Below are 23,784 nucleotides of genomic sequence, written 5' to 3'. Positions count from 1 at the left end.
CGGCAGGCGGCGCGATGTCGCGCCGCTTCCGGCTCAGGCGAAGAGTTGCCAGCGTTTTGGCATCACGGTGATGGGTGTTCCGGCCTCGCTCGGGGCGTGGGCGGGCAGTTCGACCTCGATCCGGCGTGCGGGGTCGGCGAGGTTGAACTCGGCCATGCGCGCCCCGCCGACGCGCCGCGTCAGCGCGATCTGGCCGGACAGGCCGCGCGCGCTCGGCGCCAGCACCTCGAAGTCGTGCGGGCGCACGAACATGCGCCAGGACCCGTCGCGCGCGTCGGTGCGCCCGAGCGGCACGCCGCCAAACGCGATCTCGCCGCCGCGCACCTCGACCGGCAGCTCGTTCGACTGGCCGATGAAGGAGAAGACGAACGGGCTCTGCGGCCGGTCGTAGATGTCGTCGGCCGAGCCCACCTGCTCGATCCGGCCCTGGCTCATGACGACGACCCGGTCGGCGAGCTCCACCGCCTCGTCCTGGTCGTGGGTGACGAAGACCGTGGTGTGGCCGGTGCGCTCGTGCAACTCGCGCAGCCAGCGCCGCAGGTCCTTGCGCACCTTGGCGTCGAGCGCGCCGAAGGGCTCGTCGAGAAGCAGCACCTTCGGCTCGATCGCCAGCGCCCGGGCGAGCGCCACGCGCTGGCGCTGGCCGCCCGACAGCTGCATCGGGTAGCGCTTGGCCACGTCGGGCAGCTGGATGAGGTCGAGAAGCTCCTGCACCCGGCGCCGGATCTCCGCGCTCGAAGGCCGCGAGGCGCGCTCGCGCACCGACAGGCCGAAGCCGATGTTGCCCTCCACCGTCATGTGCTTGAACAGGGCATAGTGCTGGAACACGAAGCCGACGTTGCGCTCCTGCACGCTTCTGTTCGAGGCGTCCTCGTCGCCGAAGAGGATCCGGCCCGCGGTCGGGAACTCGAGCCCCGCAATGAGGCGCAGAAGCGTCGTCTTGCCGGAGCCCGACGGCCCGAGCAGCGCGATCAGCTCGCCCGAGCGGATGTCGAGCGAGACGTCGTGGAGCGCGGGATAGCGGTCGAATTCCTTGCGGATGTTGCGCACGCCGATCTTCATCAGTGAGAACCCGTCATGTCAGTGGCCGCCGCGGCTGGCCTTGATGTCGCCGGCATAGCGCCATTCGAGGAAGGTCTTGAGGCAGAGCGTGATGAGCGCCAGCATGGCGAGCAGCGTCGCCACGGCGAAGGCCGCCGAGAAGGCGTACTCGTTGTAGAGGATCTCGACATGGAGCGGCATCGTGTTGGTCTCGCCCCGGATCTTGCCGGAGATCACCGCCACCGCCCCGAACTCGCCCATGGCGCGCGCGTTGCAAAGGAGCACGCCGTAGAGGAGCGCCCACTTCACGTTCGGCAGCGTCACGCGCCGGAAGGTCTGCCAGCCGCCGGCGCCCAGCGAGATCGCCGCCTCCTCGTCGCCCGTCCCCTGTTCCTGCATCAGCGGGATCAACTCGCGCGCGACGAAGGGGAGCGTGACGAACACGGTGGCGAGCACGATGCCCGGCAGCGCGAAGACGATCGGAATGCCGGTCGCCTGCACCATCCAGTGGAAATAGCCCTGCGCGCCGAACAGGAGCACGAAGACGAGGCCCGCGATCACCGGCGAGACCGAGAAGGGCAGGTCGATCAAGGTGGTCAGCAGCGTCTTGCCGCGGAACTCGAACTTGGCGATCGCCCAGGCGGCGCACAGGCCAAAGACGAGGTTCACCGGCACCGCGATCGCCGCGACGGTCAGCGTCAGCCGGATCGCGGCGAGCGCGTCCGGGTCGGTGACGGCTTGGGCGAAGGCGTCGACGCCCCCGCGCAGCGCCTCGACGAACACGGCGACGAGCGGCAGGAAGAGGACCAGCGCCAGGAACAGCATGGCCACCGCGATCAGCGTCCACTTCACCGCCGGGCTCTCGTCGGTCGGCGAGGGTCGGCGCGGGCGCAGGGCTTCCACGCCGGGCGCGGCCGCAAGGGTCGTATCAAGCGCCAAGGCCATACCTCCGGCGGCTCCAGGTCTGGATGACGTTGATCGCAAGCAGGATCGCAAAGGAGATGACCAGCATCAGCGCGGCGACCGCGGTCGCGCCGGCATAGTTGAACTCCTCCAGCCGGATCACGATCAGAAGCGGCGCGATCTCCGACACGTAGGGGATGTTGCCGGCGATGAAGATCACCGAGCCGTATTCGCCGATGGAGCGCGCGAGCGCGAGCGCAAAGCCGGTGAGGAGCGCCGGCGTGATCGTCGGCAGCACGACGCGGAACACGGTCTGGAGGCGGCCCGCGCCCAGCGTCGCGGCGGCCTGCTCGAGCTCCCCGTCCATCTCCTCCAGCACCGGCTGCACGGTGCGCACGACGAAGGGCAGCGACACGAAGGTCAGCGCCACGATGACGCCGAGCGGCGAATAGGCGATGCGAAGCCCCCCCTCGCCGAACAGCGGCGCGAAGAGGCCGCCCGGCGCGAACAGCCGCCCGACCCAGCCGTTCGGCGCGTAGAGCGAGGTCAGCGCGATGCCGGCGACGGCGGTCGGCAGCGCGAAGGGCAGGTCGATCGCCGCGTCCACCAGCCGCTTGCCGGGGAAGCGGTAGCGCACGAGCACCCAGGCCAGCAGCAGGCCGAACACGGCGTTGACGACGGCCGAGACCAGCGAGGCGCCGAACGACAGGGTCAGCGCCGAGACGACGCGCCGGTCGCCGGCCAGCGCCAGGAAATCGGAAAGCCCGAGCCCTGCCGCACGCACCGCCAAGGCCGACAACGGCAGAAGCACGATCAGGCTGAGATAGGCCAGCGTCACTCCGAGCGACAGGCCAAAGCCCGGTACGACACTCGGTTGGCGGAAATGAAAGGCCGGGCGATCGGCGGTTGTCGAAGCCATGCGGTTCCTGACGAGACGTCGGCTGAAGGTGGTGGGCGCTTGGGTGGCAAAATAGCGCGGCAAGCCGCGCGGCGATACCGCCGGCTTGCCGCGCCGATCATCCGGCGGCACGAGGACGGCCCCGCCGATGGGAGCGGCGGGACCGGGGAGCGCATCGGGTCGGGAGGATGCCCGAGGCGCCGGGGATCGTAGGCACTCGGGCTTAAGGGCCTCGCGTAACTCAGTTGGCGGGCTTGTAGATCTGGTCGAAGATGCCGCCGTCGCCGAAGTGCTCGGGCTGGACCTTCGCCCAGCCACCGAACTGGGCGTCGTCGATCTTAACGAGATCGATCTGGGGGAACCGCTCCAGAAGCGCCTTGTCGGTGACCTTCTCGGGCTCCGACGGGCGGTAGTAGTGCTTGGCCGAGATGGTCTGGCCCTCCGGCGAATAGAGATAGTCGAGATAGGCCTTGGCCACCTCGGTCGTGCCCTTGGTGTCGGTGTTGCCCGGCACGAGCGCCACCGGCGGCTCGGCGAGAATGGAGATCGAAGGCACCTTGATCTCGAACTGGTCGGGACCGAGCTCCTCGAGCGCCAGGAACGCCTCGTTCTCCCAGGCGAGCAGCACATCGCCGATGCCGCGCTGGACGAAGGTCGTGGTCGAGCCGCGCGCGCCGGTGTCGAGCACCGGGACGTGGCGGTACACGTCGCCGACGAAGCCCTTCACCTTCTCGGCGTCGCCGCCGTACTGCTTGTTCGCCCAGGCCCAGGCGGCCAGGTAGTTCCAGCGCGCGCCGCCCGACGTCTTCGGGTTCGGCGTGATGACCTGGACGCCGTCCTTCACGAGGTCGCCCCAGTCGTTGATCGCCTTCGGGTTCCCCTTGCGCACCAGGAACACGATCGTCGACGTGTAGGGCGAGGAGTTGTGCGGCAGCAGCGTGCGCCAGTTCTCCGGAATCTTCTTCGTCGCCTTGGCGATGGCGTCGATGTCGGCCTGGAGGGCGAGCGTCACGACGTCGGCATCGAGGCCGTCGATCACGGTGCGTGCCTGCGCGCCCGAGCCACCGTGCGACATGCGCACCGTCGGGGCGTCCTTGCCGTCCGCCTTCTGGTGGGCGGCGAAGGCGGCGTTGAAGTCGCGATAGAGTTCGCGCGTCGGATCGTAGGAGACGTTAAGGAGGGTCTGGGCCGAGACCGGCAGGCTGAGCGCCATCAGGGCGGCGGCGGCAATTCCAAGCGACAGGGACAGACGCATTCGCGGGGGTTCCTTTCCGGCCGGAGCCCGGGCTTCGATGCGTTGAAGCTAGAGCCCCCGAACGGTCGGGAACAGGAACGATCTACTAAATCCGGTCACGTTATGGACAATTCGATGTCGCGGATCGGCGGCGGACGCCGCCGATCCCGTGTGCCGGCGGTCAGCCGGCGAGGACGTCCTTCGAGGCGACCGATGAATCGGCGTTGAGGCGGTAGACGATGGGAACGCCGGTCGCGAGTTCCTGCGCGACGATCTCCTCGCCCGTCAGCCCGTCGAGCGCCATGATGAGGGCGCGCAGCGAGTTGCCGTGGGCGGCGACGATCACGGTGCCGCCCGACAGCACCTTCGGCTGGATGCGATGGATGTAGTAGGGCCAGACGCGCGCGCCGGTGTCCTTCAGGCTCTCGCCGCCCGGCGGCGGCACGTCGTAGGACCGGCGCCAGACATGGACCTGATCCTCGCCCCACTTGGCGCGGGCGTCGTCCTTGTTCAGGCCCGACAGGTCGCCGTAGTCGCGCTCGTTCAGCGCCTGGTCGCGATGCGTCTCGATCGGGCCCTGCCCGAGCTCACCTTCGATGAGGGCGAGCGTGCGCTGGGCGCGCGACAGGACGCTGGTGAAGGCGACGTCGAAGCGCAGGCCCGCATCCTTCAGGCGGCGGCCGGCGGCGCGCGCCTCCTCGACGCCGAGCTCCGTCAGGTCCGGGTCGCGCCAGCCGGTGAAGAGGTTCTTGAGGTTCCATTCGCTCTGCCCGTGGCGGACGAGGACGAGAGTACGGGACATGGGCTTTGGCTCCCTTGGCTTGAGGACGGAGGAAAAGGATCAGAGACCGAGGACGTCGCGCATCGAGTAGAGGCCCGGCGGCTGGCTTCGCGCCCAGAGCGCGGCGCGCAGCGCCCCGCGCGCGAAGATCGCCCGGTCCTCGGCGTGGTGCTTTAGCGTGATGCGCTCGCCTTCGCCGGCCAGGATCACCTCGTGGTCGCCAACCACCGAGCCGCCGCGAAGGGTGGCGAAGCCGATTGTCCCCTGCGGACGCGGTCCCGTATGGCCGTCGCGCACGCGCACCGACCGGTCGGCGAGATCGATCCCGCGCCCCGCCGCCGCCGCATGCCCAAGGAGCAGCGCCGTGCCGGAGGGCGCGTCGACCTTGTGGCGGTGGTGCATTTCCAGGATCTCGAGATCGAAGGCGTCGGGCCCCAGCGCACGCGCCGCCTGCTCGACGAGCACCGACAGGAGATTGACCCCGAGGCTCATGTTGCCGGACTTGACGATCCGCGCGCCATCGCGACCCGCCGCCGCGATCGCCGCATCGTCGTCGGCCGAGCAGCCCGTCGTGCCGATGACGTGCACCAGCCCGCGCCGCGCGGTCTGAAGCGCCAGCGCGACGCTGGCGGCTGGCGCGGTGAAGTCGATCACGCCGTCGGCCTCGCGCAGCGCGGCCTCGAGGTCGTCCGACACGGGCACACCGAGCGCGGCGACCCCGGCGAGCGTGCCGGCGTCGTCGCCGAGATGGGCCGAGCCCGGCCGCTCCACGGCGGCGGCGACCGCGAACTCCGGCGCCTCGGAGGCGAGACGCACCAGCGTCCGGCCCATGCGCCCGCCCGCCCCGAGGATCACCAGCCGCATTGCGTCCATCGCCCGTCTTCCCTTCAGTCCACCGTCTCGCCCGCGCCCGACTGGAGCGCGTGGAAGCGGGCATACAATCCGTTCGGCCGGCGGCTCAGCTCGGCATGGGTCCCGCCCTCCGCGATGCGGCCGCGATCGACGACGAGGATCTGGTCGGCTCCGACGATCGTCGAGAGGCGGTGCGCGACGACGAGCACGGTGCGACCGCGCATCGCCTCCTCCAGCGCCCGCTGAACCAGCACCTCGGAGCGCGAATCCAGCGCCGAGGTCGCCTCGTCCAGCACCAGGATCGGGGCGTCGCGCAGGAGTGCGCGGGCGATCGACAGGCGTTGGCGCTGGCCGCCCGACAATGTCGCGCCGCTCTCGCCGACCGGCGTCTCGTAGCCGAGCGGCTGGGCGAGGATGAACTCCTCGGCCTGCGCACGGCGCGCCGCCTCCTCCACCTCAGCGTCGGAGGCCGCCGGGCGACCGAAACGGATGTTGTCGCGGATCGTTCCCTCGAAGAGGACCGGCTGCTGCGGGACGTAGGCGATCCTGGTGCGCAGCGAATGCTTGGTGACGGCGCGGATGTCCTGCCCGTCGATCGTGATGCGCCCGGCCGCTGGATCGTAGAAGCGCTCCAAGAGCGCGAGGACAGTCGACTTGCCGCCGCCGGAGGCCCCCACCAGCGCCGTCGTTCGGCCGGCCGGCGCGGTGAAGCTGATGCCGCGCAGGACGTCCTCGCCGCCGGGATAGCGGAAGCGCACGTCCTCGAACACGATCTCGCCGCTCGTGACGACGAGCGCCTTCGCGCCCGGCGCATCGGCCTGGCGCGGCGGCTCGTCGAGGATCTCGTAGATCATGCGCGCGTTGACGAGCGCCTTTTCGAGCTGCACCTGCAGCCGCGCGAGGCGCCGGGCGGGATCGTAGGCGAGAAGCAGCGCCGTAATGAAGGCGAACATCGCACCCGGCGAATAGCCATAGACGATCGAGCGGTAGCCCGACCAGGCGATCACGGCGGCGACCGCAAGGCCCGCGACGGTCTCGGTCACCGGACCCGACCGCTCGGTGATGACGGCGATGCGGTTGGAGCGCTCCTCGGCCTGCCGGATCAGACCTTCGGTCCGCTCGCGCAGGAGCTCTTCCATCGTGAAGGCCTTCACGACCTGGATCCCTTGCGCCGTCTCCTGCATGGAGCCCAGCACCCGCGCGTTGAGATCGACCGACTGGCGCGTCGCCTTGCGCAGCTTGCGCGAGAGGTTCGAGATCATGATCGCGATCGGCGGGCCGGCGGTCAGCGCGATCAGCGACAGGACCCAGTCCTGCCAGATCATCGCACCGATCAGGAAGATCAGCGTCAGGAGGTCGCGCGCGATCGAGGTGACCGTGAGGTTCAGCGTCTCGCGCACGCCCGTCACGTTCTGGTTGATGCGCGCGGCGAGCTGGGCCGAACGGTTCTCGCCGTAGAAGTCGACCGAAAGCTCTGTGAGATGCCGGAACAGCCGGCGCTGGTAGCGCGCCACGATGTCGTTGCCGATGCGCGCGAGAACGACGCCCTGCCCGTAGGAGGCAAGGCCGCGCACGAGGAACGACAGGAACACGGCGAACGGCAGCGAGAACAGGACGGCGCGGTTGCCCTCGACGAAGATCTCGTCGATCACGTCGCGCATGATCCACGCGAGGAAGGCCGTCGAGAGCGCCACCAGCACGAGGCAGACGCTCGCGAAGGCATAGCCGCGGATATGCTCGCGCCCGTTCTCGGCGAAGATGCGCCTGAGCAGCCGCAGCGCTTCGCCGCGCTCGGCCCCGTCGGACAGGGACAGGCTCTTCTTGGTTCCGATCAACGCCACCAACCTCGTTCGGCGGCTCTATAGCGCGTCGACGGCGGGATGCCTACGGGGCCTCGCGTTGCGGCTGCCTCAACCCACCCAGCGTCGGCCGGCGGTCTCGAGACCATAGGCTTGCGGGTTGCGGGCATAGGCGGCGAGCCCGACATGGGCGGCGAGCGGCTGCGTGATGACGAAGAGCGGGATGTCGTGCATCATCGCCTCGTGCGGCGCCTTGTCCTCGAAGGCGGCGCGCATCTCGGGCGCGTGGACGATCGGGATGATGCGCTGGAAGATGCCGCCGGCGATGTAGACGCCGCCGCGCGCCATGAAGAGGAGCGCGAGGTCGCCCGCGAGGCGTCCAAGATACTCGGCGAAAAGCTGCACCGCCTCGCCCGACTGCCCGTCGCGCCCGTTGAGGGCGGCCTCGGTCACGGAGGCGGGCGTCGGATGGGTCGGCTCGACCCCGTCGGCCGCGCAGATCGCGCGGTAGAGGTTGACGAGGCCGCGGCCCGACAGGATCTGCTCGCCCGAGATGCGCCCGGCGATGGTCTCGAGATGAGGCCAGATCTCGCGGTCGCGCGCCGTGCGGGCGCCGAGATCGACATGGCCGCCCTCTCCCGCCACGGGGATCCACATGCCGCGGGCGTGGACGAGCGCGCCGACGCCAAGCCCCGTGCCGGGGCCGACCACGACGCGGCTTGAGCCCTCGCGCACCGTGCCGCCGCCGATCGCCTGCCGGCCGCTGTCGGGCAGCGCCGAGACGGCGAGCGCCTGCGCCTCGAAATCGTTGAGGACAAGCACCTCCTGGAAGCCGAGATCGGCGATCAGCGTGCGCGGGCGCACCACCCAGGGGCAGTTGGTGAGGTCGATCTCGTCGCCGTCGACCGGGCCAGCGATGGCCAGCACCGCCGTCGCCGGGCGCTCGGCCGTGTTGTCGAAGACGGCGGCGCGGATGGCGTCGTCGATGTTGGGAAAGTCCGCCGTCTGGACGATCGGGAAGGTCTCGGGCTCGGCCCGGGCGTCGCGCAGGAGCGCGAAGCGCGCGTTGGTGCCGCCGATGTCGCCGATCAGGATCGGAAACCGGAGACCGTCGGTGCCCTCGCTCGCCGAACACATGGAAACCCTCCGTCTTGCCCTTTGAAGCCTCGCGCCATAGCATCCGGCGTCATCCGGCAAAAGACCGCCGGAGCGCCGTTTTGCCGGGGCGCGGCGTTCAGCCGGCCGGGCGCATGCGCGGCATGGCGAAGCCCCCGTCGTCCGGCACCGCGGCGGGTGGAATTGGGGCGGCCGAGGCGCGCGGCGCCGGCTCGGGCGCCAGCGCCATTGGCGCGTTGCCATCGAAATCGTCGGCCATCGCAGGGGCTTCAGCCGCCACGGGCGCGGCACGCACCGGCGCGGCGGCCCGCGCACCCGCGGCGTCCGGCTGCTTCAGGACGGCCGCGCAGGCGCGCGGTAGCGCCGACAGGAAGATCGGAGGCGGCTTCTTGTAGGGCTTGGCGCTGGGCTTGGGCGGCTGCAGCGCCACGTCGAACCACCAGTCCAGCTTGTCGCAGCCGTCGCCCTTCACGGTCGGCTCCTGCGGCTGGCAGTTGGGCGAGCCGGGCTGGCAGACCATGCGCACGTGAAAATGGTAGTCGTGGCCGTACATCGGCCGCACCTTGTTCAGCCAGGCGCGGTCGCGCCCGGCCGTCTTGCAGAGCTGCTCCTTGATGCCGGGATGCACGAAGATCCGCTCGACCTCCGGCTCGGTGGCGGCGGTGCGGATGAGCTTCATCATCTCGGGCCGCCAGCGCTTCAGGTCAATGTGGCGGGTGCGCTTGTCGATGACGGAGGGCAACGGCATATGATCGCGCTCGTCGTCCGTCAGCCGGCGGTTCGGCATCTCGGTGAGGTAGATGTCGGCATCGAGGCCGATCTGGTGCGAGGCGTGGCCGTCCTTCATCGGGCCGCCGCGCGGCTGAGCCATGTCGCCGAACAGGAGGCCGCGCCAGTTGGCCTCGCGCCGGGCGTCCACCGACAGGCGCTGCAGGAGCTTGATCAGGGCGGGATGGGCATAGGCGCGGTCGCGCGAAGGCTTCATCACCTGCCAGGTCGGCCCGTCCTTCGGCATCGCCATGCCGCCGGCCAGACACCCCTTGGAATAGAAGCCAATGCTCTGCGGCGGCGCGGCCGAGGGCGCGCGCTCGGCGGAAAACAGATCCTTGGCCGCCGGCTGCGCGGCGGCAACCCCGGGCAGCGCGAGGGCCAACGTCAGACCAAGCGCGGCCGCGCGTCCCACACTCATCGATCCCGCCATGCGTCCAGCCCTCCGTTCGGCCGCGATCAGCCCGACAGATCGGCCGAAACTAAGGCCGCCGGATGGTCTGGAGCTTGCGCGAGGATGGCGCGGCCGTCACACCACGAGCCGGGCGAGCGGCGGAACGAACGTGGCGGCGAGGAACAGGAGCAACGGCCCGAAGACCAGGAGAAACAGCGCCCATCGCAGCACGCGGAGCACGACCGCGACCCACGGCAGGTCCCAGCGCTGGGCAAGGCGTCCCGCGATCCAGAACAGCGCCATGGCCGGAGTGTAAAGAAGAAGCGCGACATAGCCCCGGAACCACCAGGACGTTTCGATCTCCGCCGCCGAACCGTCGCCCGGCGCCCCCAAAGTCCAAAGGGCGAAGGCGAACGGCAAGGCCAAAACGGCGAAGCCCGGCAGGAGATCGAGGCCCCGCCCGAGCGCCCGCAGGGAATGAGGATCTGGGTCCTTCATCGCAGGTGGAGACGTCGTCCCCGCGGCACGATCGGAGCCGTGCGAGGGCCCCCGACCGGCTCACACGGGAACCCCGCCACCCGCCTCGGCGGAGGCGTAGAACGCGTCGATCACCCGCTGGTTGAGCACCGATTCCTCCAGCGTGAATAGCGTCTCGCCCGAGCCGGCGACCGCGCGCGCGAAGGCCTCGGCCTGCAGCCGGTACTGGTCGACGCCGCCGAAGCGTACGGTCTCGGCGTGGGCGTGTCCGCGGTCGTGGCAGTGGACGGCGGCCTGCGCGTAGAGCCCGGCATTGAAGGGGGCGTCGACCTCGATGAAGCCCTTGGTGCCGTGGAACACCATGGTCTGGCGCGCGGCGAGCTGCGTCGCGACGTAGAAGCTCAAGCGGAAGCCCTCGAACTCGACCTCGCATTCGGCGAGGATGTCGGTGCCGAAGCGCGCGTCGCGCTCGATCCGCGCGCGCGCCGTCCGGCCCTCGAGGCCGGTGACGAGGCGCGTCGCGACCACGGGATAGACGCCGATGTCGGGCAGCGCGCCGCCGCCGAGATCGAGCTGGTTGCGCATGTTGCCGGGGTCGTCGTTGAAATAGGAGAAGGCGCCCTGCACAAGGCGAAGGCGCCCGATCCGGCCGGCCGCGATCCATTCACGGACCTTCGCCCATTGCGGGTGGTGGCGCACCATGAAGGCCTCGGCGACCGTCACGCCCGCGCGGTCGCGCGCGGCGATCACCGGGGCGATGTCGGCGGCGCGCAGCGCGAGCGGCTTCTCGACGAGGACATGCTTTCCGGCGTCCGCCGCCTTCACCGCCCATTCCACGTGCGCGGCGGTCGGCAGCGGCACATAGACCGCGTCGATGTCGGGGCTGGCGAGAAGCGCCTCGTAGGAGCCGAAGGCGCGGGGCGCGCCGAAGTGACGGGCGAGCTCGCGCGCCCGCGCCTCGTCGCGGCTGGCGATCCCCTCCAAGACGCAGCCCTCCGCCTTCAGGAGAGCCGGTATGACATGCTCGCGCCCGATCTTGGCACCCGACAGAATTCCCCAACGCAGCATGCGTCCCCTCCCCTTTCTTGCGTCGTCTCGTCCGGTCAGGCGCGCAGGCGCCCGCCGGTCGTCTTCTCCACCGCCGCGACGATCTTCTTCGAGACCGCCTCGAGATCCTCGTCGGTCAGGGTCTTCTCGGCCGGGTTCAGCGTGACCTCGATCGCGACCGACTTGGCGTCGGCCCCGAGCGCCGCGCCCTCGAACACGTCGAAGAGGCGAACCTCGCCGATCAGCTTGCGATCGGCGCCCTCTGCGGCCCGGATCAGCTTGATCGCCTCGACCCCGCGATCCACCACGAAGGCGAAGTCGCGCTTCACCGGCTGGAAGGCGGAAAGCTGCAGCACGGGCTTGGTGCGCGTGGCCTTCCGCTTGCCCTCCGGCACCTCGTCGAGGAACACCTCGAAGCCGGCGACCGAACCGGTCACGCCGAGGCTTTTGAGGGCGCGCGGATGGAACTCGCCGAACTCGGCCAGCACCGTCTTGGGCCCGAGCTTGATGCGCCCGGAGCGGCCCGGGTGATACCAGGCGCTCGCGGGCGTCTCGAACTGCAGCCGCTCGACCGGCACGCCGACGGCTTCGAGGACGGCCAGCGCGTCGGCCTTGGCGTCGAAGACGCCGACCGCGGCCGCGTTGCCCGCCCAGTCGCGCCCGGCGCCCGCATGGGTCGCCGTGCCCCGGCGCACGCCGCCGGCCACGCGCCGCTGCCCGTCCGGCTCGTCGGAGCGGTAGATCGAAGCGACCTCGAAGAGCGCGAGATCGCCGTAGCCGCGCTGCGCGTTGCGCTGCGCCGCCTGCAGGAGGTTCGGCAGGAGCGACGGGCGCATGTCGGAGAGATCGGCCGCGATCGGGTTCTCGAGGCTCAAGTGCGCCTCGCCGCCGCCGAAGGCCTTCGCGGCCTCGGCCGAGACGAAGGAATAGGTGACGGCCTCCGCCAGCCCGCGGGCGGCGAGCGTGCGGCGCGCGGCGCGGTCGCGCACCTGCCGCGGCGTGAGCACACGGCCGTTGACGCCGGCAATCGGGGCAAGAGGCTGCGGCGCGATGTTGTCGACGCCGACGAGGCGCATGACCTCCTCCACGAGATCGGCCTTGCCCTCGATGTCCGGACGCCAGGACGGCGCGGCGACCATCGCGTGGTCGGACCGCTCGTCCACCGTGAATCCGAGCCGCGTCAGGATCTCGACCTGGCGGGCCGGCTCGACGGTGAGACCGGTCAGGCGCTCGACCTCGGAGAAGGGGAAGCGGATGGCGTCGCGCGCCTCGATGCGGGCCGGCGTCAGGGCGACCTCGCTCGGCGTTCCGCCGCACAGGTCCATCACGAGGCGCGTCGCGAGCTCCAGCCCCGGCTGCATGAAGGCCGGGTCGACGCCGCGCTCGAAGCGGTAGCGCGCGTCGGTGATGATCCCGAGCGCGCGGCCGGCGCGGGCGATCGCCAGCGGCTCCCAGAGCGCCGATTCGATGAGGACGTCGGTGGTGCCCTCGTCGCAGCCCGAATGTTCGCCGCCCATGATGCCGGCGATCGATTCGACGCCCCGGTCGTCGGCGATGACGCAGACCCTTGGGTTCAGCGCGTACGTGCGCCCGTCGAGGCCGAGGATCTCCTCGCCCTCCCCCGCCTGCCGGACCACGAGGTCGCCCGCGACCTTCTTCGCGTCGAAGACGTGGAGCGGGCGGCCCCGGTCGAAGGTGACGTAGTTGGTGATGTCGACCAGCGCGTTGATCGGGCGAAGGCCGATCGCCTTCAGCCGCTTCTGCATCCAGTCCGGCGACGGGACGTTCCGGACGCCCGACACGCGGCGCAGCGCAAAGCCGAGGCAGGTCTCGCTCTCGATCCGGACCGTCACCGGGCAGGCGCCCTCGCCCGCGACCGGCTCGACCGCGCCGCCCTTCAGCGTGCCAAGACCGGAGGCCGCGAGATCGCGCGCGATGCCGTGGACGCTCGTCGCGTCCGGCCGGTTGGGCGTCAGGTTGATCTCGATGACGGGGTCGGCAAGGCCGGCATAGTCGGCGAACGCCGTGCCGACCGGCGCGTCCTCCGGCAGATCGATGATGCCGTTGTGCTCGTCGGAGAGTTCGAGCTCGCGCTCCGAGCACATCATGCCGAAGCTCTCGATGCCGCGGATCTTGCCGATGCCGAGCGTCACGTCGAGGCCGGGCACGTAGGTGCCGGGCAGGCCGAGGACGCCGACGAGGCCGGCGCGCGCGTTCGGCGCGCCGCAGACGACCTGCAGCGGCTTGCCGTCGTTGACGGCGGGCCCGGCATCGACGGTGAGCACCTGCAGCTTGTCGGCGTCGGGATGACGGCGGGCCTCGAGGACGCGCGCGATGGTGAAGGCACGCATGGCGGCCTTGTCGTCGAGCGATTCCACCTCGAGGCCGATCGCGGTGAGGCGTTCGGTGATCTCGGCGAGGGTCGCGTCGGTGTCGAGGTGATCCTTCAGCCAGGACAGGGTGAACTTCATGACGGGCTCGAAAAACGGGAACGGAACGGATGGAGGCGACCCAGCGGGCCGAAGGCGGGAGCGGTCAGGTGCGGTCGGCGACGTCGGATGCCGCCTGTCGCACGAGGCCGCTGGCGTGGACGAAGCGATAGACCGACAGAGCGACCACGGCGAAGACGAGGTTGACGATGAGGAGCGTCGCCAGCGTCTCGGTGGAATCGAAGGCGAACTTGGCGATCACGGTCGGCAGGAGGATGCCGACCGCCAGCGAGCCGAGGACGGCGGGCGTCGCCGGCAGATAGCCGTAGAGCACCGCGAAGATCGTGACCGTCACGAGCGCCAGAATATAGACCGAAGGCGAGGCGGCGAGCGTCGCGAAACCGAGCGACAGGAACAGCCAGCCGAAGATGGCGGCCACCAGCGTGCCGATGATCGCGCCGGCGATCACGGACACGGTCTCCACCACGGCGGAGCGGGCGATGCCGGCGGCGGATCGGGCCATGATGCGTTTCCTCGTCAGCTGAAAGGCGATACGCCTCGGGAACGGGCGCGGCTGTGATGCCCGCCTTTGGGGCACGGGTCAAATCGAAGCGCTAGGGGCGCAGGTCCTGCATGAAGCCGCGCGTCACGAGATCTTCCGAACTGCCGACCCGCAGCGAGCCGGGATACTCGAGCGACAGGTCGGGGTTGAAGGCGCCGGACGCCGCGATCTCGGCATAGAAGACGCCGCCGCCGAAATGCTCGCCCTCCTCCGCCAGTCGGGTGAACTCCTCGACCGAGACCGACGAGAACTTGAAATGGAGGAGCACGGCGTGGACGGCCGAGAAGTTGCGCGCGATCGGCAGGGGCCCGTGGATCGAGGAGCCGTTCTCCTGCGTCGCCGCGTCCACGAAGATCACCGGAAACTTGGTGAGGCGGATCCGGTTGCCGAAAAGCCGCGTGCGCGGGCCGCCGCGCACGGCCAGCGTGAACTTCTCGGGGGCGATCTCGTAGCCCTCGCCGTCGATCAGGGGCGAGACCTCCAGCGGATGCCGGTGCCGCGCGGGATCGTAGACCGCCTCGCGCAGCGGCCCGTCGGGGTAGAGGTCGAGCATCGGGGCGAGCCCGCGCTTCAGCTCCGCGCGCTCGAGGTCGGCGATGAAGTCGCGCAGGGACCGCGTCTCGCAGCCGGGAAACAGGAGGAACTCGTCGGCGTCGACGTTGAGATACCAGCGACCCCGGCCGTATCGTGTGAACAGCGCGTCGCGCCACACCCGGCCATAGGCGGAGGCGCCGTAGGTGACGTTGGAAGTGAAGAGGTCGACGTCGGGCTCGGCCGCCAGAAGCTCGGCCGTGCCGTCGTCCGAGCGATCGTCGACGAAGACGAAGCGGCTGACGCCGAGCCGCCGGTAGTGGGCGAGAAACGCCGGCAGATAGCTCGCCGAATTGCGCACGGTGCAGACGAGGGCAAGGTCGTCCGCCGCCAGCGGCCGCTCCGGCCCTGCCGGCGTCAGCACGATCCCGTCGGCCGGCCGCGCACGCCGCCGGTAGCGCCGTTCGCGAAGGGCGAGCGCCAGGCGGCGGAGCGGCGAGAGCCGCCCCATCGCCGCCCAGTCGGCCGGGTCGCGCACCGGATAGCGAAACGAGCGCGCCATAGGTTCAGCGTTACGAGCTGAGGCCGGCGAACAGCGTCGGCATGTCGAGCGGGCGGAAGCCGTAGTGCTCGACCCAGCGGATGTCGGCGTCAAAGAAGGCGCGCAAGTCCGGCATGCCGTATTTCAGCATGGCGATGCGGTCGATGCCCATACCCCAGGCGAAGCCCTGATACTCGTCCGGATCGAGCCCGACGCCGCGCAGGACATTGGGATGCACCATGCCGCAGCCGAGGATCTCCATCCAGTCGCTCCCTTCGCCGAAGCGCACCTCGGACCCGGAGCGGTCGCACTGGATGTCGACCTCCATCGAGGGCTCGGTGAAGGGGAAGAAGCTCGGGCGGAAGCGCATGTTGAGGCTCGGCACCTCGAAGAACGCCTTGCAGAACTCCGTCAGCACCCACTTCATGTTGGCGATGTTGGCGGACTTGTCGATGACGAGCCCTTCCACCTGATGGAACATCGGCGTGTGGGTGGCGTCCGAATCCTGCCGGTAGGTCTTGCCAGGGATGACGATGCGGATCGGCGGGCTCGAGGCTTCCATCGTGCGGATCTGCACGGGCGAGGTGTGGGTGCGCAGGAGCTTGCGCTCCGCCCCTTCCTTACCCTTCAGGAAGAACGTGTCGTGCATCTCGCGGGCCGGATGGCCCTCGGGGAAGTTGAGCGCCGTGAAGTTGTAGCGGTCGGTCTCGATGTCCGGCCCTTCGGCCACCGAGAAGCCCATGTCGGCGAAGATCGCGGTGATCTCGTCGACGACCTGGCTGATCGGGTGGATGCGCCCGCGCGCGACCGGCGAGGGGCGGACGGGCAGCGTCACGTCGAGCCGTTCGGCCGCAAGGCGCGCCTCGATCGCGGCATCGGCCAGCCGCTCGCGCTTGGCACCGAGCGCCTCGGCCACGCGGTCGCGCAGGCCGTTGAGCTTCGGCCCGAACTCGCGCCGCTCCTCGGCGCCCATCTTGCCGAGCCCTTTCAGGAGCTCGGAAATCTCGCCCTTCTTGCCGAGCGCGGCGAGGCGCACGGCCTCGAGCGCCGCTTCGTCGGCAGCGTTCTCCACGTCGTTGAGATAGCGGGCTTCGATCGCGGACAGGTCCGTCACGGCAGGTCCTCACGGGCAGGCGAAGGGAAGCCGGGCGGGATGGCCCGTTCCGGCGGGCCCGTCCTACAGCATCGATCGCGGAAGAAAAACGCTTAAAAAAGCCCGGGCGCCCGGCGGCGGCCCTCTGGAAAAGCAAAAGGCCCGCAGCGTCGGACGCCGCGGGCCTTTGCGTGTCATCGACCTCGGAAGGTCGACCGCCCTCAGGCGGCCTGCTTCTCGCCGACGGCGCGGGCGTGAGCGGTCTCGCTCGCGTCCTTGATGTAGCCGAGCGCGGTGCGCGACTGCTCGACGAGGGCGGCGAAGGCCTCGGGCTCGTGGATCGCGATGTCCGAGAGGACCTTGCGGTCGACCTGGATGCCGGCCTTGTTCAGGCCGTCGATGAAGCGGGCGTAGGTCAGGCCATGCTCGCGCACGCCGGCGTTGATGCGCTGGATCCACAGGGCGCGGAAGTTGCGCTTCTTGACGCGGCGATCGCGCGTGGCGAACTGCTTGGACCGATCGACGGCCGCCTTGGCGGCGCGGATCGTGTTCTTGCGACGGCCGTAGAAGCCCTTGGCGGCCTTCAGGACCTTCTTGTGCTTGGCGTGGGACGTAACGCCCCGCTTGACGCGTGCCATGATCTTATCTCCTTGAAATCTTTGAGTGCCCGACCGCGATCAGCGGTTGTAGGGCATGTAGACCTTGACGATCTTGGCATCGGCCTCGCTGAGGATCATCGATCCACGCGCGTTGCGGATGAAGTCGTTGGAGCGCTTGATCATGCCATGGCGCTTGCCGGCGGCGCCCGCCTTGACCTTGCCCGAGGCGGTCATGCGGAACCGCTTCTTGGCGGCCGACTTGGTCTTCATCTTGGGCATTTTGCTCTCCTCGATCGGAAAATCGCGCCCCGCATCGACCGGACCCGAAGGAACGGTCGAATCAAATCCCGACAAAGGATCGGAGGCCACGACAGCATCAGAACCGACACGGCATGCCCTGCCGGCCGGTTCGCGTGAACGGGCGGCTTATACAGACGACGCGCGGCGCGCGCAAGATCGACGCATCGCCGCCAAATTTCGCGTTCGGATTGAACCTTTGCAGAGGTTTGCACGCGATACTCCCCGCATCGCCCTCCGTCCCCGCTCCCATGACCCACCCCCCCTGCCCTGCCGGCCACCGCGCCGCTCTCTTGCTCCGCCTCGGCGAGGCCGTGCTGGAAGGAACCGGCTGGCAGGCGGTGGCGAAAGGTCTTGCGGCGGAACTCGGACCGGACACCGGCATCGCGCCCGTGGGCGAGCGCCTTCCGCCCGCCTCGCGAGCCGATACCGTCGCCTTTGTCGTCGAGGTGCCGGACCTTGGAACCTGGACGATCCGGGTGCCCGCCGGCGCCGATACCGGCCTCCTCGCGACCCTGCCGCTCGGCGAGGCCCTCGGCCTCGCCACGAGGATCGCCGGAGGGCGCACGCCGCCGCGCCCGGATCTCGAGCACCTCCTCGATCCCCTCCCCTACGCCGCCCTCCTCCTCGACGCGCGCGGCCGCATCCTCTTCGCCAATCCGGCCGGCGATGACATCCTGTCGAGCCGGCGCCTGTTCCGTCCTGCCGCCTTTGGCCAGCCGCTGCGCCCGGCAGATCGCCGGACCGGCGAGCGCTTCGATGCCGCGCTCGCGCCCGTCCTCCTCGACGGCGCGCCGGAGACGCGGTGGATCATGGCAGGGCCGGAGGGCATGCATCTTGCGGTCCACATGCGCCCGGCCGGACCGCCGACTGCGCCGATCGGGGCGGTGCGCGCCGTGGTCACGCTGCGCGCGATCGGCGCGGCCGCGTCGGCCGAGGCATCGGCGACGCCAGCCCGCTGACGGCCCTCGCCATTCCCGAACGCGACGCGCACGAAAAAGGGCGACCCCTGCGGGCCGCCCTTCAAGACTTGGCTCTGGCGATGCCGGGGTCGGTCAGCCCTTGGGCGCCAGCACCATCATCATCTGACGGCCCTCGAGCTTCGGCTCGGCCTCGACCTTGGAAATCTCGGCGGTCTCTTCACGCACCCGGTTGAGGAGACGCATGCCGAGTTCCTGGTGGGCCATCTCGCGGCCGCGGAAGCGCAGCGTGACCTTGACCTTATCGCCCTCGTCGAAGAAGCGGCGCACGGCCTTCATCTTGGTCTCGTAGTCGTGATCGTCGATGTTGGGACGCATCTTGATCTCTTTGACCTCGATGACCTTCTGGCGCTTGCGCTGCTCGGAGGCCTTCTTCTGGCCCTCGTACTTGAGCTTGCCGAGATCGAGGATCTTGCAGACCGGCGGCACGGCGGTCGGCACGATCTCCACGAGGTCTAGACCGGCCTCCTCGGCCAGGGCCAGGGCCTCCTGGGTGGGTATGGCACCCCGGTTCTGTCCGTCGGCATCGATCAGCTGAACGGAAGGAACCCGGATCTCCCGGTTGGAGCGCGGCCCCTCCTTTTGGGTCGGCGGTGCACGAAATGGTCTGCGAATGGTCGTTGACTCCGGCTGTTGACGATCGAATACGGTCGATTCTCGAAACGGTGCGCCGGGCGGGACAGGCGGGGCCGCGGCGCACCACGACCGGACCTTCTGCCCGGAGACTGGAGCCTCATATAACACGCCCCGGCCCGGATTTCACGCCGGGCCTTGAGAAAAAACGCCAGAATTCAGCCATCGCCGCGCCACGGAGGCCCGAATGACCGAAGCGCCCGCCCCCCATCTGCCGCCCCGTTTCGAGATCGCCCCGCATTCGGGCGAGCGCCTCGCCTATCTCGCGGTCGACGGGCGGGGCGAGGGCCCGACGCTCGTCTGGCTCGGCGGCTTCCGCTCCGACATGCGCGGCACCAAGGCCGAGGTTCTCTCGGCGCTGTGCGAGCGCGAGGGGCTCGGCTTCCTGCGCTTCGACTATTCCGGCCACGGCGAATCCGAGGGGCGCTTCGAGGACGGCACGATCTCGGGCTGGACGGAAGACGCCGCCGCGGTGATCGCGGCGCGCACGAAAGGCTCGCTCGTCCTCGTCGGCTCGTCGATGGGCGCCTGGATCGCGCTGCGCCTTGCCCAGCGCCTGCCCAGCCGGGTGGCGGCCCTTCTCCTGCTTGCGCCCGCGCCCGACTTCACCAGCCGGCTCGTCGAGCCGAAGCTGACGGCGGAGGACCGCGCGGCGCTCCAGCGCGACGGCTTCATCGCCGAACCCTCGCCCTATTCCGACCAGCCGACGCTCTACACACGCAAGCTGATCGAGGACGGCGCGCGGGCCGCCGTGATGACGGGGCCGATCGCGCTCGACGTACCGGTCCACGTCATCCAGGGCATGGAGGATCCGGACGTCCCCTACGGCCATGCGCTCGAACTCGTCTCGCTCCTGCCGTCGGCGGGCGTGACGCTGACGCTCGTCAAGGACGGCGACCACCGCCTGTCGCGACCCGAGGATCTCGCCCGCATGGAGCGGGCGGCGCTGGCTCTGGCGCGCGAAAGCCGCCCGCCCCGCCTCTGAAGCCGACGAGATGCGGCCACGCAGCACCAGGCGATCGTGACGTTTGCGCAACAATCGGCCGCGATCGCCACGATCGCTGGCAAACCCCTGCAACACATGGAGTTTTGCAGGCTGGAAAACTTTTCAGGCGGCGCCCTTGCCGGCCGATCCCACCCGCCTATTTCGCCCTCGCTGTTTTTGGGTGATTGACAGCTTCTGGCACTGCACACACGATAGTCCGCGAGCGATGACGGGTCGCTCGCTCGACGGAGATCGTGATGATTTTTCGGCGCTTTCTCGGCGTGACGGTCGTACTTTGCCTGCATTCGGCGGCTGCCCTGGCAGCCGGCGCGGCCCTGCCCGACGACGCCATGATGGTGGGCGATCCCATCAAGCAGCCCTTCGGCCACAAGGCCTTCTGCGAGCGCCAGCCGGAGGAGTGCGGACCGACCGCCGACGCCAGCGAGGCGCCTCCCGTGCTCGACGACGCGCTGATGGCCAAGGTCGCCAAGATCAACCTCGCCGTGAACGCCGAGATCCAACCGGTGAGCGACCAGGCGCTCTATGGTCAAGAGGAGTACTGGACCTTCCCGACCGACAACAAGGGCGACTGCGAGGACTACGCGCTTCTGAAGCGGGCTCGCCTCCATGCGGCCGGCATCCCCCTGTCGGACCTTCTCCTGACGGTGGTCAACAAGCTCGACGGTACCGGCCATGCCATCCTGACGCTGCGCACCGCGTCCGGCGACTTCGTGCTCGACAATCTCGACTGGCGCGTGCGCCGCTGGACCGAGGTGCCCTACCGCTTCGTGAAGCGGCAGTCGCCGACGAATGCCAGCGAATGGCTGGAGATCGAGAACGCGCCGGAGCCGCTGGTCTCCTCGGTCTCGCGCTGACGGCCCCACGCGACAGACAGGGCGGCACGGTCTAAGAGCGGAGCTTGATGAACAAGCTCTTCTCCTTCCTGATCATCCTCGTGATGATCCTCCAGATCATCCGCCCGATCGGCCTGCCGGGCTTCCGGCGCCGCGGCGACTTCTGGAAGCTCGCGATCGTCGCGATGGTCGTCTTCGGCCTCGACGTCCTCCTGCGCCCGCACTGAGCCGACCGGCGACCGGGAGGCCCTTGGCGCGAATTTGATCCACACGGGCCGCTCGTGTAGGACACGCGCTTTGACGAGTCCGTCGGTTCCGTCCGTCGGCCAAGGCGCTGGAATTCCCATGGATCGCATTCGCATTCGCGGCGGCAACGCCCTCAACGGGACGATCCCGATCTCGGGCGCCAAGAACGCGGCCCTGCCGCTGATGATCGCCTCGCTCCTCACCGACGACACGCTGACGCTCGAGAACGTGCCGCATCTGGCCGACGTCGAGCAGCTCATCCGCATCCTCGGCAACCACGGCGTCGACTACACCGTGTCGGGCAAGCGGCTGGCGACGCATGCCACCTCGGGGCGCACCATCCACTTCACCGCCCGCACCATCGTCGACACCACAGCGCCCTACGAGCTCGTCTCCAAGATGCGCGCGAGCTTCTGGGTGATCGGGCCGCTGCTCGCCCGCTGCCACAAGGCGCGCGTCTCGCTGCCGGGCGGCTGCGCCATCGGCACGCGGCCCGTCGACCTCTTCATCGAGGGCCTGCAGGCGCTGGGCGCCACGATCGACATCGACGCCGGCTACATCGTCGCCGAGGCCAAGGGCGGGCTCGTCGGCAACCGCTACACCTTCCCCAAGGTGTCGGTCGGCGCGACGCACGTCATGATGATGGCGGCCTCGCTCGCCAAGGGCCAGACGGTGATCGAGAACGCCGCCCGCGAGCCGGAGGTGGCGGACCTTGCCGCCTGCCTCAACGCGATGGGCGCCAAGATCTGGGGCGCCGGGACCTCGACCATCACGATCGACGGCGTCACCGCGCTGTCGGGCGCGCGCCACCGCGTGCTGCCCGACCGCATCGAGACCGGCACCTATGCGGTGGCGGTCGCGATGACCGGCGGCGACGTGACGCTGGAAGGCACCCATTCCGACCTCCTGCAGACCGCACTGACGGCGCTCGGCGACGCGGGCGCCGAGATCACCGACACGCCGAACGGCCTGCGCGTGCGCCGCAACGGCGGCGGCATCCGGCCGGTCGACGTCGTGACCGATCCGTTCCCCGGCTTCCCGACCGATCTCCAGGCCCAGTTCATGGCGCTGATGACGCGCTCGGACGGCGTCTCGCACATCACCGAGACGATCTTCGAGAACCGCTTCATGCACGTGCAGGAGCTGGCGCGGCTTGGGGCGAAGATCTCGCTGTCCGGCCAGATGGCGCGCATCGAGGGCGTGCCGCGTCTCGTCGGCGCGCCTGTCATGGCAACCGATCTTCGCGCCTCGGTCAGCCTCGTGATCGCGGGCCTCGTCGCCGACGGCGAGACGGTCGTCAACCGCGTCTATCACCTCGACCGCGGCTTCGAGCGGCTGGAGGAGAAACTCGGCGCCTGCGGGGCCGAGGTCGAGCGCATTTCGGGCTGAGATACGGCGGTCGGGCGGCGGAAAGCGGAGCGCAGGCTTGCTTTTTGCCGCGTGAAATCCGATCTAGGGCGCAAATTCACCCATTGACGAGGTCGCCGCACCCGGCGACCCCAGATTCTCAAGGGGAGGACGCGAGACGTCGTCCTGCCCCGCAACGAGGCCCGATACCCGCATGGCGAAAGAAGAAGTTCTCGAGTTTCCCGGCACGGTCACCGAACTGCTGCCCAACGCGACCTTCCGCATCAAGCTCGAGAACGACCACGAGATCATCGCCCACACGGCGGGCCGGATGCGCAAGAACCGCATCCGCGTTCTGACGGGCGACAAGGTTCTCGTCGAGATGACGCCCTACGACCTGACCAAGGGCCGCATCACCTACCGCTTCAAGTAAGACGCCGATGCCGGCCACGCCCCACAGCGCGCTGGTGCTCGCATCCGGGTCGCCGCGCCGGCTCGAGCTCCTGCAGCAGGTCGGCATCGAGCCGGCACGCCTGCTTGCGACCGCGATCGACGAGACGCCCGAACGCTCCGAGCACCCGCGCTCGCTCGCCAAACGCCTGTCGAAGGCAAAGGCTCTGAAGGCCTTTGAGGCGATCGCCGCGCGCGGCGAGACGAAGGACACGTTCGTGCTCGGCGCCGACACCGTGGTGTCGCTCGGTCGGCAGGTGGTGCCCAAGGCCGAGATCGCCGACGACGCCGTCACCAACCTGCGCCTCCTGTCCGGCCGCTCGCACCGCGTCTTTACCGGCGTGTGCGTCGTCACGCCGGGCGGCAAGGCGCGCCAGCGGCTCGTCGAAACGCGCATCCGCTTCAAGCGCCTGTCGCGCGACGACATCGAGCGCTACGTCGAGAGCGGCGAGTGGCAGGGCAAGGCGGGTGGCTACGCCATCCAGGGCCTCGCCGGCGCCTTCGTGGTGCGCCTCGTCGGCTCCTATTCCAACGTCGTCGGCCTGCCGCTGTACGAGACCCTGTCGCTCCTGACGGGCGAGGGCTTCGTGGTGCCCCGGCCGGGCGCCGCCCCGCTGACCTGAGGGCGCCCTGCCATGAGCGCCGAGATCACGGGCCTGCGCGCGGCCCGCAAGTGCCCCGAATGCGGCCGCCCGTCCGACCGGGCGACCTTCCCGTTCTGCTCGCCGCGCTGCAAGGACGTCGATCTTCACCGCTGGCTGTCGGGCGCCTACGTCATTCCGGGCCCCGAAGACGAGACCGTGTCGCCGGACGACGACGACCGAGGCTGAACCCGCGACCCAAGACATGAAAAAGCCGGCGCGCTGCATCGCAGCCGCCGGCTTTTTCATGTCGAAAGGCCCGCCCCCCGAAACGGCGCGGACCTTG

26 protein-coding genes are annotated in these 23,784 nt (G+C 69.6%); 8 read left to right on the top strand and 18 right to left on the bottom strand.

What is annotated here, in order from left to right; translation table 11 throughout:
• Positions 1-33 precede the first annotated feature (33 nt).
• The 17 genes from BM175_RS13020 to rpmI all read right to left on the bottom strand — a co-directional run bounded on the left by BM175_RS13020 (position 34) and on the right by rpmI (position 17,344).
• Entirely contained in the window at positions 34-1,062 is a 1,029-nt protein-coding gene (locus tag BM175_RS13020; RefSeq protein WP_090963688.1) for a sulfate/molybdate ABC transporter ATP-binding protein, read from the bottom strand.
• 18 nt (positions 1,063-1,080) lie between these two features.
• A complete protein-coding gene (gene cysW / locus BM175_RS13015; RefSeq protein ID WP_090963686.1) occupies positions 1,081-1,986 on the bottom strand; it encodes a sulfate ABC transporter permease subunit CysW in 906 nt (301 codons plus the stop codon).
• Positions 1,970-2,863, bottom strand: a complete 894-nt coding sequence (cysT, locus tag BM175_RS13010) for a sulfate ABC transporter permease subunit CysT (protein ID WP_090963684.1) — start codon at positions 2,861-2,863, stop codon at positions 1,970-1,972. Before cysT ends, cysW begins: the two co-directional genes overlap by 17 nt.
• 220 nt (positions 2,864-3,083) lie before the next feature.
• Positions 3,084-4,097: a sulfate ABC transporter substrate-binding protein gene (locus tag BM175_RS13005; protein ID WP_090963682.1), complete on the bottom strand. Its 1,014-nt coding sequence runs from the start codon at positions 4,095-4,097 to the stop codon at positions 3,084-3,086.
• A 160-nt stretch (positions 4,098-4,257) separates the two neighbouring features.
• Positions 4,258-4,878, bottom strand: coding sequence for a 2,3-bisphosphoglycerate-dependent phosphoglycerate mutase (locus BM175_RS13000; protein WP_090963680.1), 621 nt, complete (start codon positions 4,876-4,878; stop codon positions 4,258-4,260).
• 39 nt (positions 4,879-4,917) lie between these two features.
• Entirely contained in the window at positions 4,918-5,730 is an 813-nt protein-coding gene (gene dapB / locus BM175_RS12995) for a 4-hydroxy-tetrahydrodipicolinate reductase (protein ID WP_090963678.1), read from the bottom strand.
• A gap of 14 nt (positions 5,731-5,744) precedes the next feature.
• Positions 5,745-7,541: an ABC transporter ATP-binding protein gene (locus BM175_RS12990; protein ID WP_244545990.1), complete on the bottom strand. Its 1,797-nt coding sequence runs from the start codon at positions 7,539-7,541 to the stop codon at positions 5,745-5,747.
• 78 nt (positions 7,542-7,619) lie between these two features.
• Positions 7,620-8,645 carry a glucokinase gene (locus tag BM175_RS12985; protein ID WP_090963676.1) on the bottom strand — a complete coding sequence of 342 codons (1,026 nt, stop codon included), beginning with the start codon at positions 8,643-8,645 and terminating at the stop codon, positions 7,620-7,622.
• A 97-nt stretch (positions 8,646-8,742) separates the two neighbouring features.
• Positions 8,743-9,825 carry a penicillin-insensitive murein endopeptidase gene (gene mepA, locus BM175_RS12980; protein ID WP_090963674.1) on the bottom strand — a complete coding sequence of 361 codons (1,083 nt, stop codon included), beginning with the start codon at positions 9,823-9,825 and terminating at the stop codon, positions 8,743-8,745.
• Between the two features lie 96 nt (positions 9,826-9,921).
• The gene (locus BM175_RS12975; RefSeq protein ID WP_090963671.1) at positions 9,922-10,284 is read right to left on the bottom strand and encodes a hypothetical protein; all 363 of its coding nucleotides are present in this window, start codon (positions 10,282-10,284) and stop codon (positions 9,922-9,924) included.
• A gap of 60 nt (positions 10,285-10,344) precedes the next feature.
• A complete protein-coding gene (locus tag BM175_RS12970; protein WP_090963669.1) occupies positions 10,345-11,331 on the bottom strand; it encodes a Gfo/Idh/MocA family protein in 987 nt (328 codons plus the stop codon).
• 35 nt (positions 11,332-11,366) lie between these two features.
• Positions 11,367-13,781 (bottom strand): phenylalanine--tRNA ligase subunit beta, encoded by a 2,415-nt coding sequence (pheT, locus tag BM175_RS12965; RefSeq protein WP_090963667.1) that lies wholly within the window; start codon positions 13,779-13,781, stop codon positions 11,367-11,369.
• Positions 13,782-13,845: 64 nt separating this feature from the next.
• Entirely contained in the window at positions 13,846-14,262 is a 417-nt protein-coding gene (locus tag BM175_RS12960; protein WP_090963665.1) for a hypothetical protein, read from the bottom strand.
• Positions 14,263-14,353: 91 nt separating this feature from the next.
• Entirely contained in the window at positions 14,354-15,394 is a 1,041-nt protein-coding gene (locus BM175_RS12955) for a glycosyltransferase family 2 protein (protein ID WP_090963663.1), read from the bottom strand.
• A 10-nt stretch (positions 15,395-15,404) separates the two neighbouring features.
• On the bottom strand, positions 15,405-16,487 hold the full coding sequence (pheS, locus tag BM175_RS12950; RefSeq protein WP_090963661.1) for a phenylalanine--tRNA ligase subunit alpha: 1,083 nt from the start codon (positions 16,485-16,487) through the stop codon (positions 15,405-15,407).
• Between the two features lie 200 nt (positions 16,488-16,687).
• Positions 16,688-17,104: a 50S ribosomal protein L20 gene (gene rplT / locus BM175_RS12945; protein WP_090963659.1), complete on the bottom strand. Its 417-nt coding sequence runs from the start codon at positions 17,102-17,104 to the stop codon at positions 16,688-16,690.
• Positions 17,105-17,143: 39 nt separating this feature from the next.
• Positions 17,144-17,344 (bottom strand): 50S ribosomal protein L35, encoded by a 201-nt coding sequence (gene rpmI / locus BM175_RS12940; RefSeq protein WP_055892255.1) that lies wholly within the window; start codon positions 17,342-17,344, stop codon positions 17,144-17,146.
• Between the two features lie 269 nt (positions 17,345-17,613).
• On the opposite strand from rpmI, the gene BM175_RS12935 reads away from it, so the two are divergent.
• Complete coding sequence (locus BM175_RS12935; protein ID WP_090963657.1) at positions 17,614-18,324, top strand: nitrogen regulation protein NR(II); 711 nt, start codon at positions 17,614-17,616, stop codon at positions 18,322-18,324.
• 93 nt (positions 18,325-18,417) lie between these two features.
• Here the strand turns inward: BM175_RS12935 and infC are convergent, their stop codons facing one another.
• Positions 18,418-18,957: a translation initiation factor IF-3 gene (gene infC / locus BM175_RS12930; RefSeq protein WP_090963710.1), complete on the bottom strand. Its 540-nt coding sequence runs from the start codon at positions 18,955-18,957 to the stop codon at positions 18,418-18,420.
• 205 nt (positions 18,958-19,162) lie between these two features.
• Between infC and BM175_RS12925 the strand changes: the two genes are divergently transcribed.
• From BM175_RS12925 to yacG, 7 genes are all read left to right on the top strand, one after another.
• Positions 19,163-19,960 (top strand): alpha/beta fold hydrolase, encoded by a 798-nt coding sequence (locus BM175_RS12925; protein WP_090963655.1) that lies wholly within the window; start codon positions 19,163-19,165, stop codon positions 19,958-19,960.
• A gap of 257 nt (positions 19,961-20,217) precedes the next feature.
• Positions 20,218-20,835 (top strand): transglutaminase-like cysteine peptidase, encoded by a 618-nt coding sequence (locus BM175_RS12920; protein WP_090963653.1) that lies wholly within the window; start codon positions 20,218-20,220, stop codon positions 20,833-20,835.
• 47 nt (positions 20,836-20,882) lie between these two features.
• On the top strand, positions 20,883-21,041 hold the full coding sequence (locus BM175_RS22735) for a hypothetical protein (protein ID WP_090963651.1): 159 nt from the start codon (positions 20,883-20,885) through the stop codon (positions 21,039-21,041).
• A 118-nt stretch (positions 21,042-21,159) separates the two neighbouring features.
• Positions 21,160-22,449 (top strand): UDP-N-acetylglucosamine 1-carboxyvinyltransferase, encoded by a 1,290-nt coding sequence (gene murA / locus BM175_RS12910; protein ID WP_090963649.1) that lies wholly within the window; start codon positions 21,160-21,162, stop codon positions 22,447-22,449.
• A 172-nt stretch (positions 22,450-22,621) separates the two neighbouring features.
• Positions 22,622-22,840, top strand: coding sequence for a translation initiation factor IF-1 (infA, locus tag BM175_RS12905; RefSeq protein WP_055892241.1), 219 nt, complete (start codon positions 22,622-22,624; stop codon positions 22,838-22,840).
• 7 nt (positions 22,841-22,847) lie between these two features.
• Entirely contained in the window at positions 22,848-23,480 is a 633-nt protein-coding gene (locus tag BM175_RS12900; RefSeq protein WP_090963647.1) for a Maf-like protein, read from the top strand.
• Positions 23,481-23,492: 12 nt separating this feature from the next.
• On the top strand, positions 23,493-23,687 hold the full coding sequence (gene yacG / locus BM175_RS12895; RefSeq protein WP_090963645.1) for a DNA gyrase inhibitor YacG: 195 nt from the start codon (positions 23,493-23,495) through the stop codon (positions 23,685-23,687).
• Positions 23,688-23,784: the final 97 nt, after the last annotated feature.

Source organism: Aureimonas phyllosphaerae, assembly GCF_900113065.1.
GTDB classification, from domain to species: domain Bacteria; phylum Pseudomonadota; class Alphaproteobacteria; order Rhizobiales; family Rhizobiaceae; genus Aureimonas; species Aureimonas phyllosphaerae.
The sequence above is the reverse complement of the archived record's forward strand: the minus strand, read 5'-3'. Positions and strand labels throughout refer to the sequence as shown.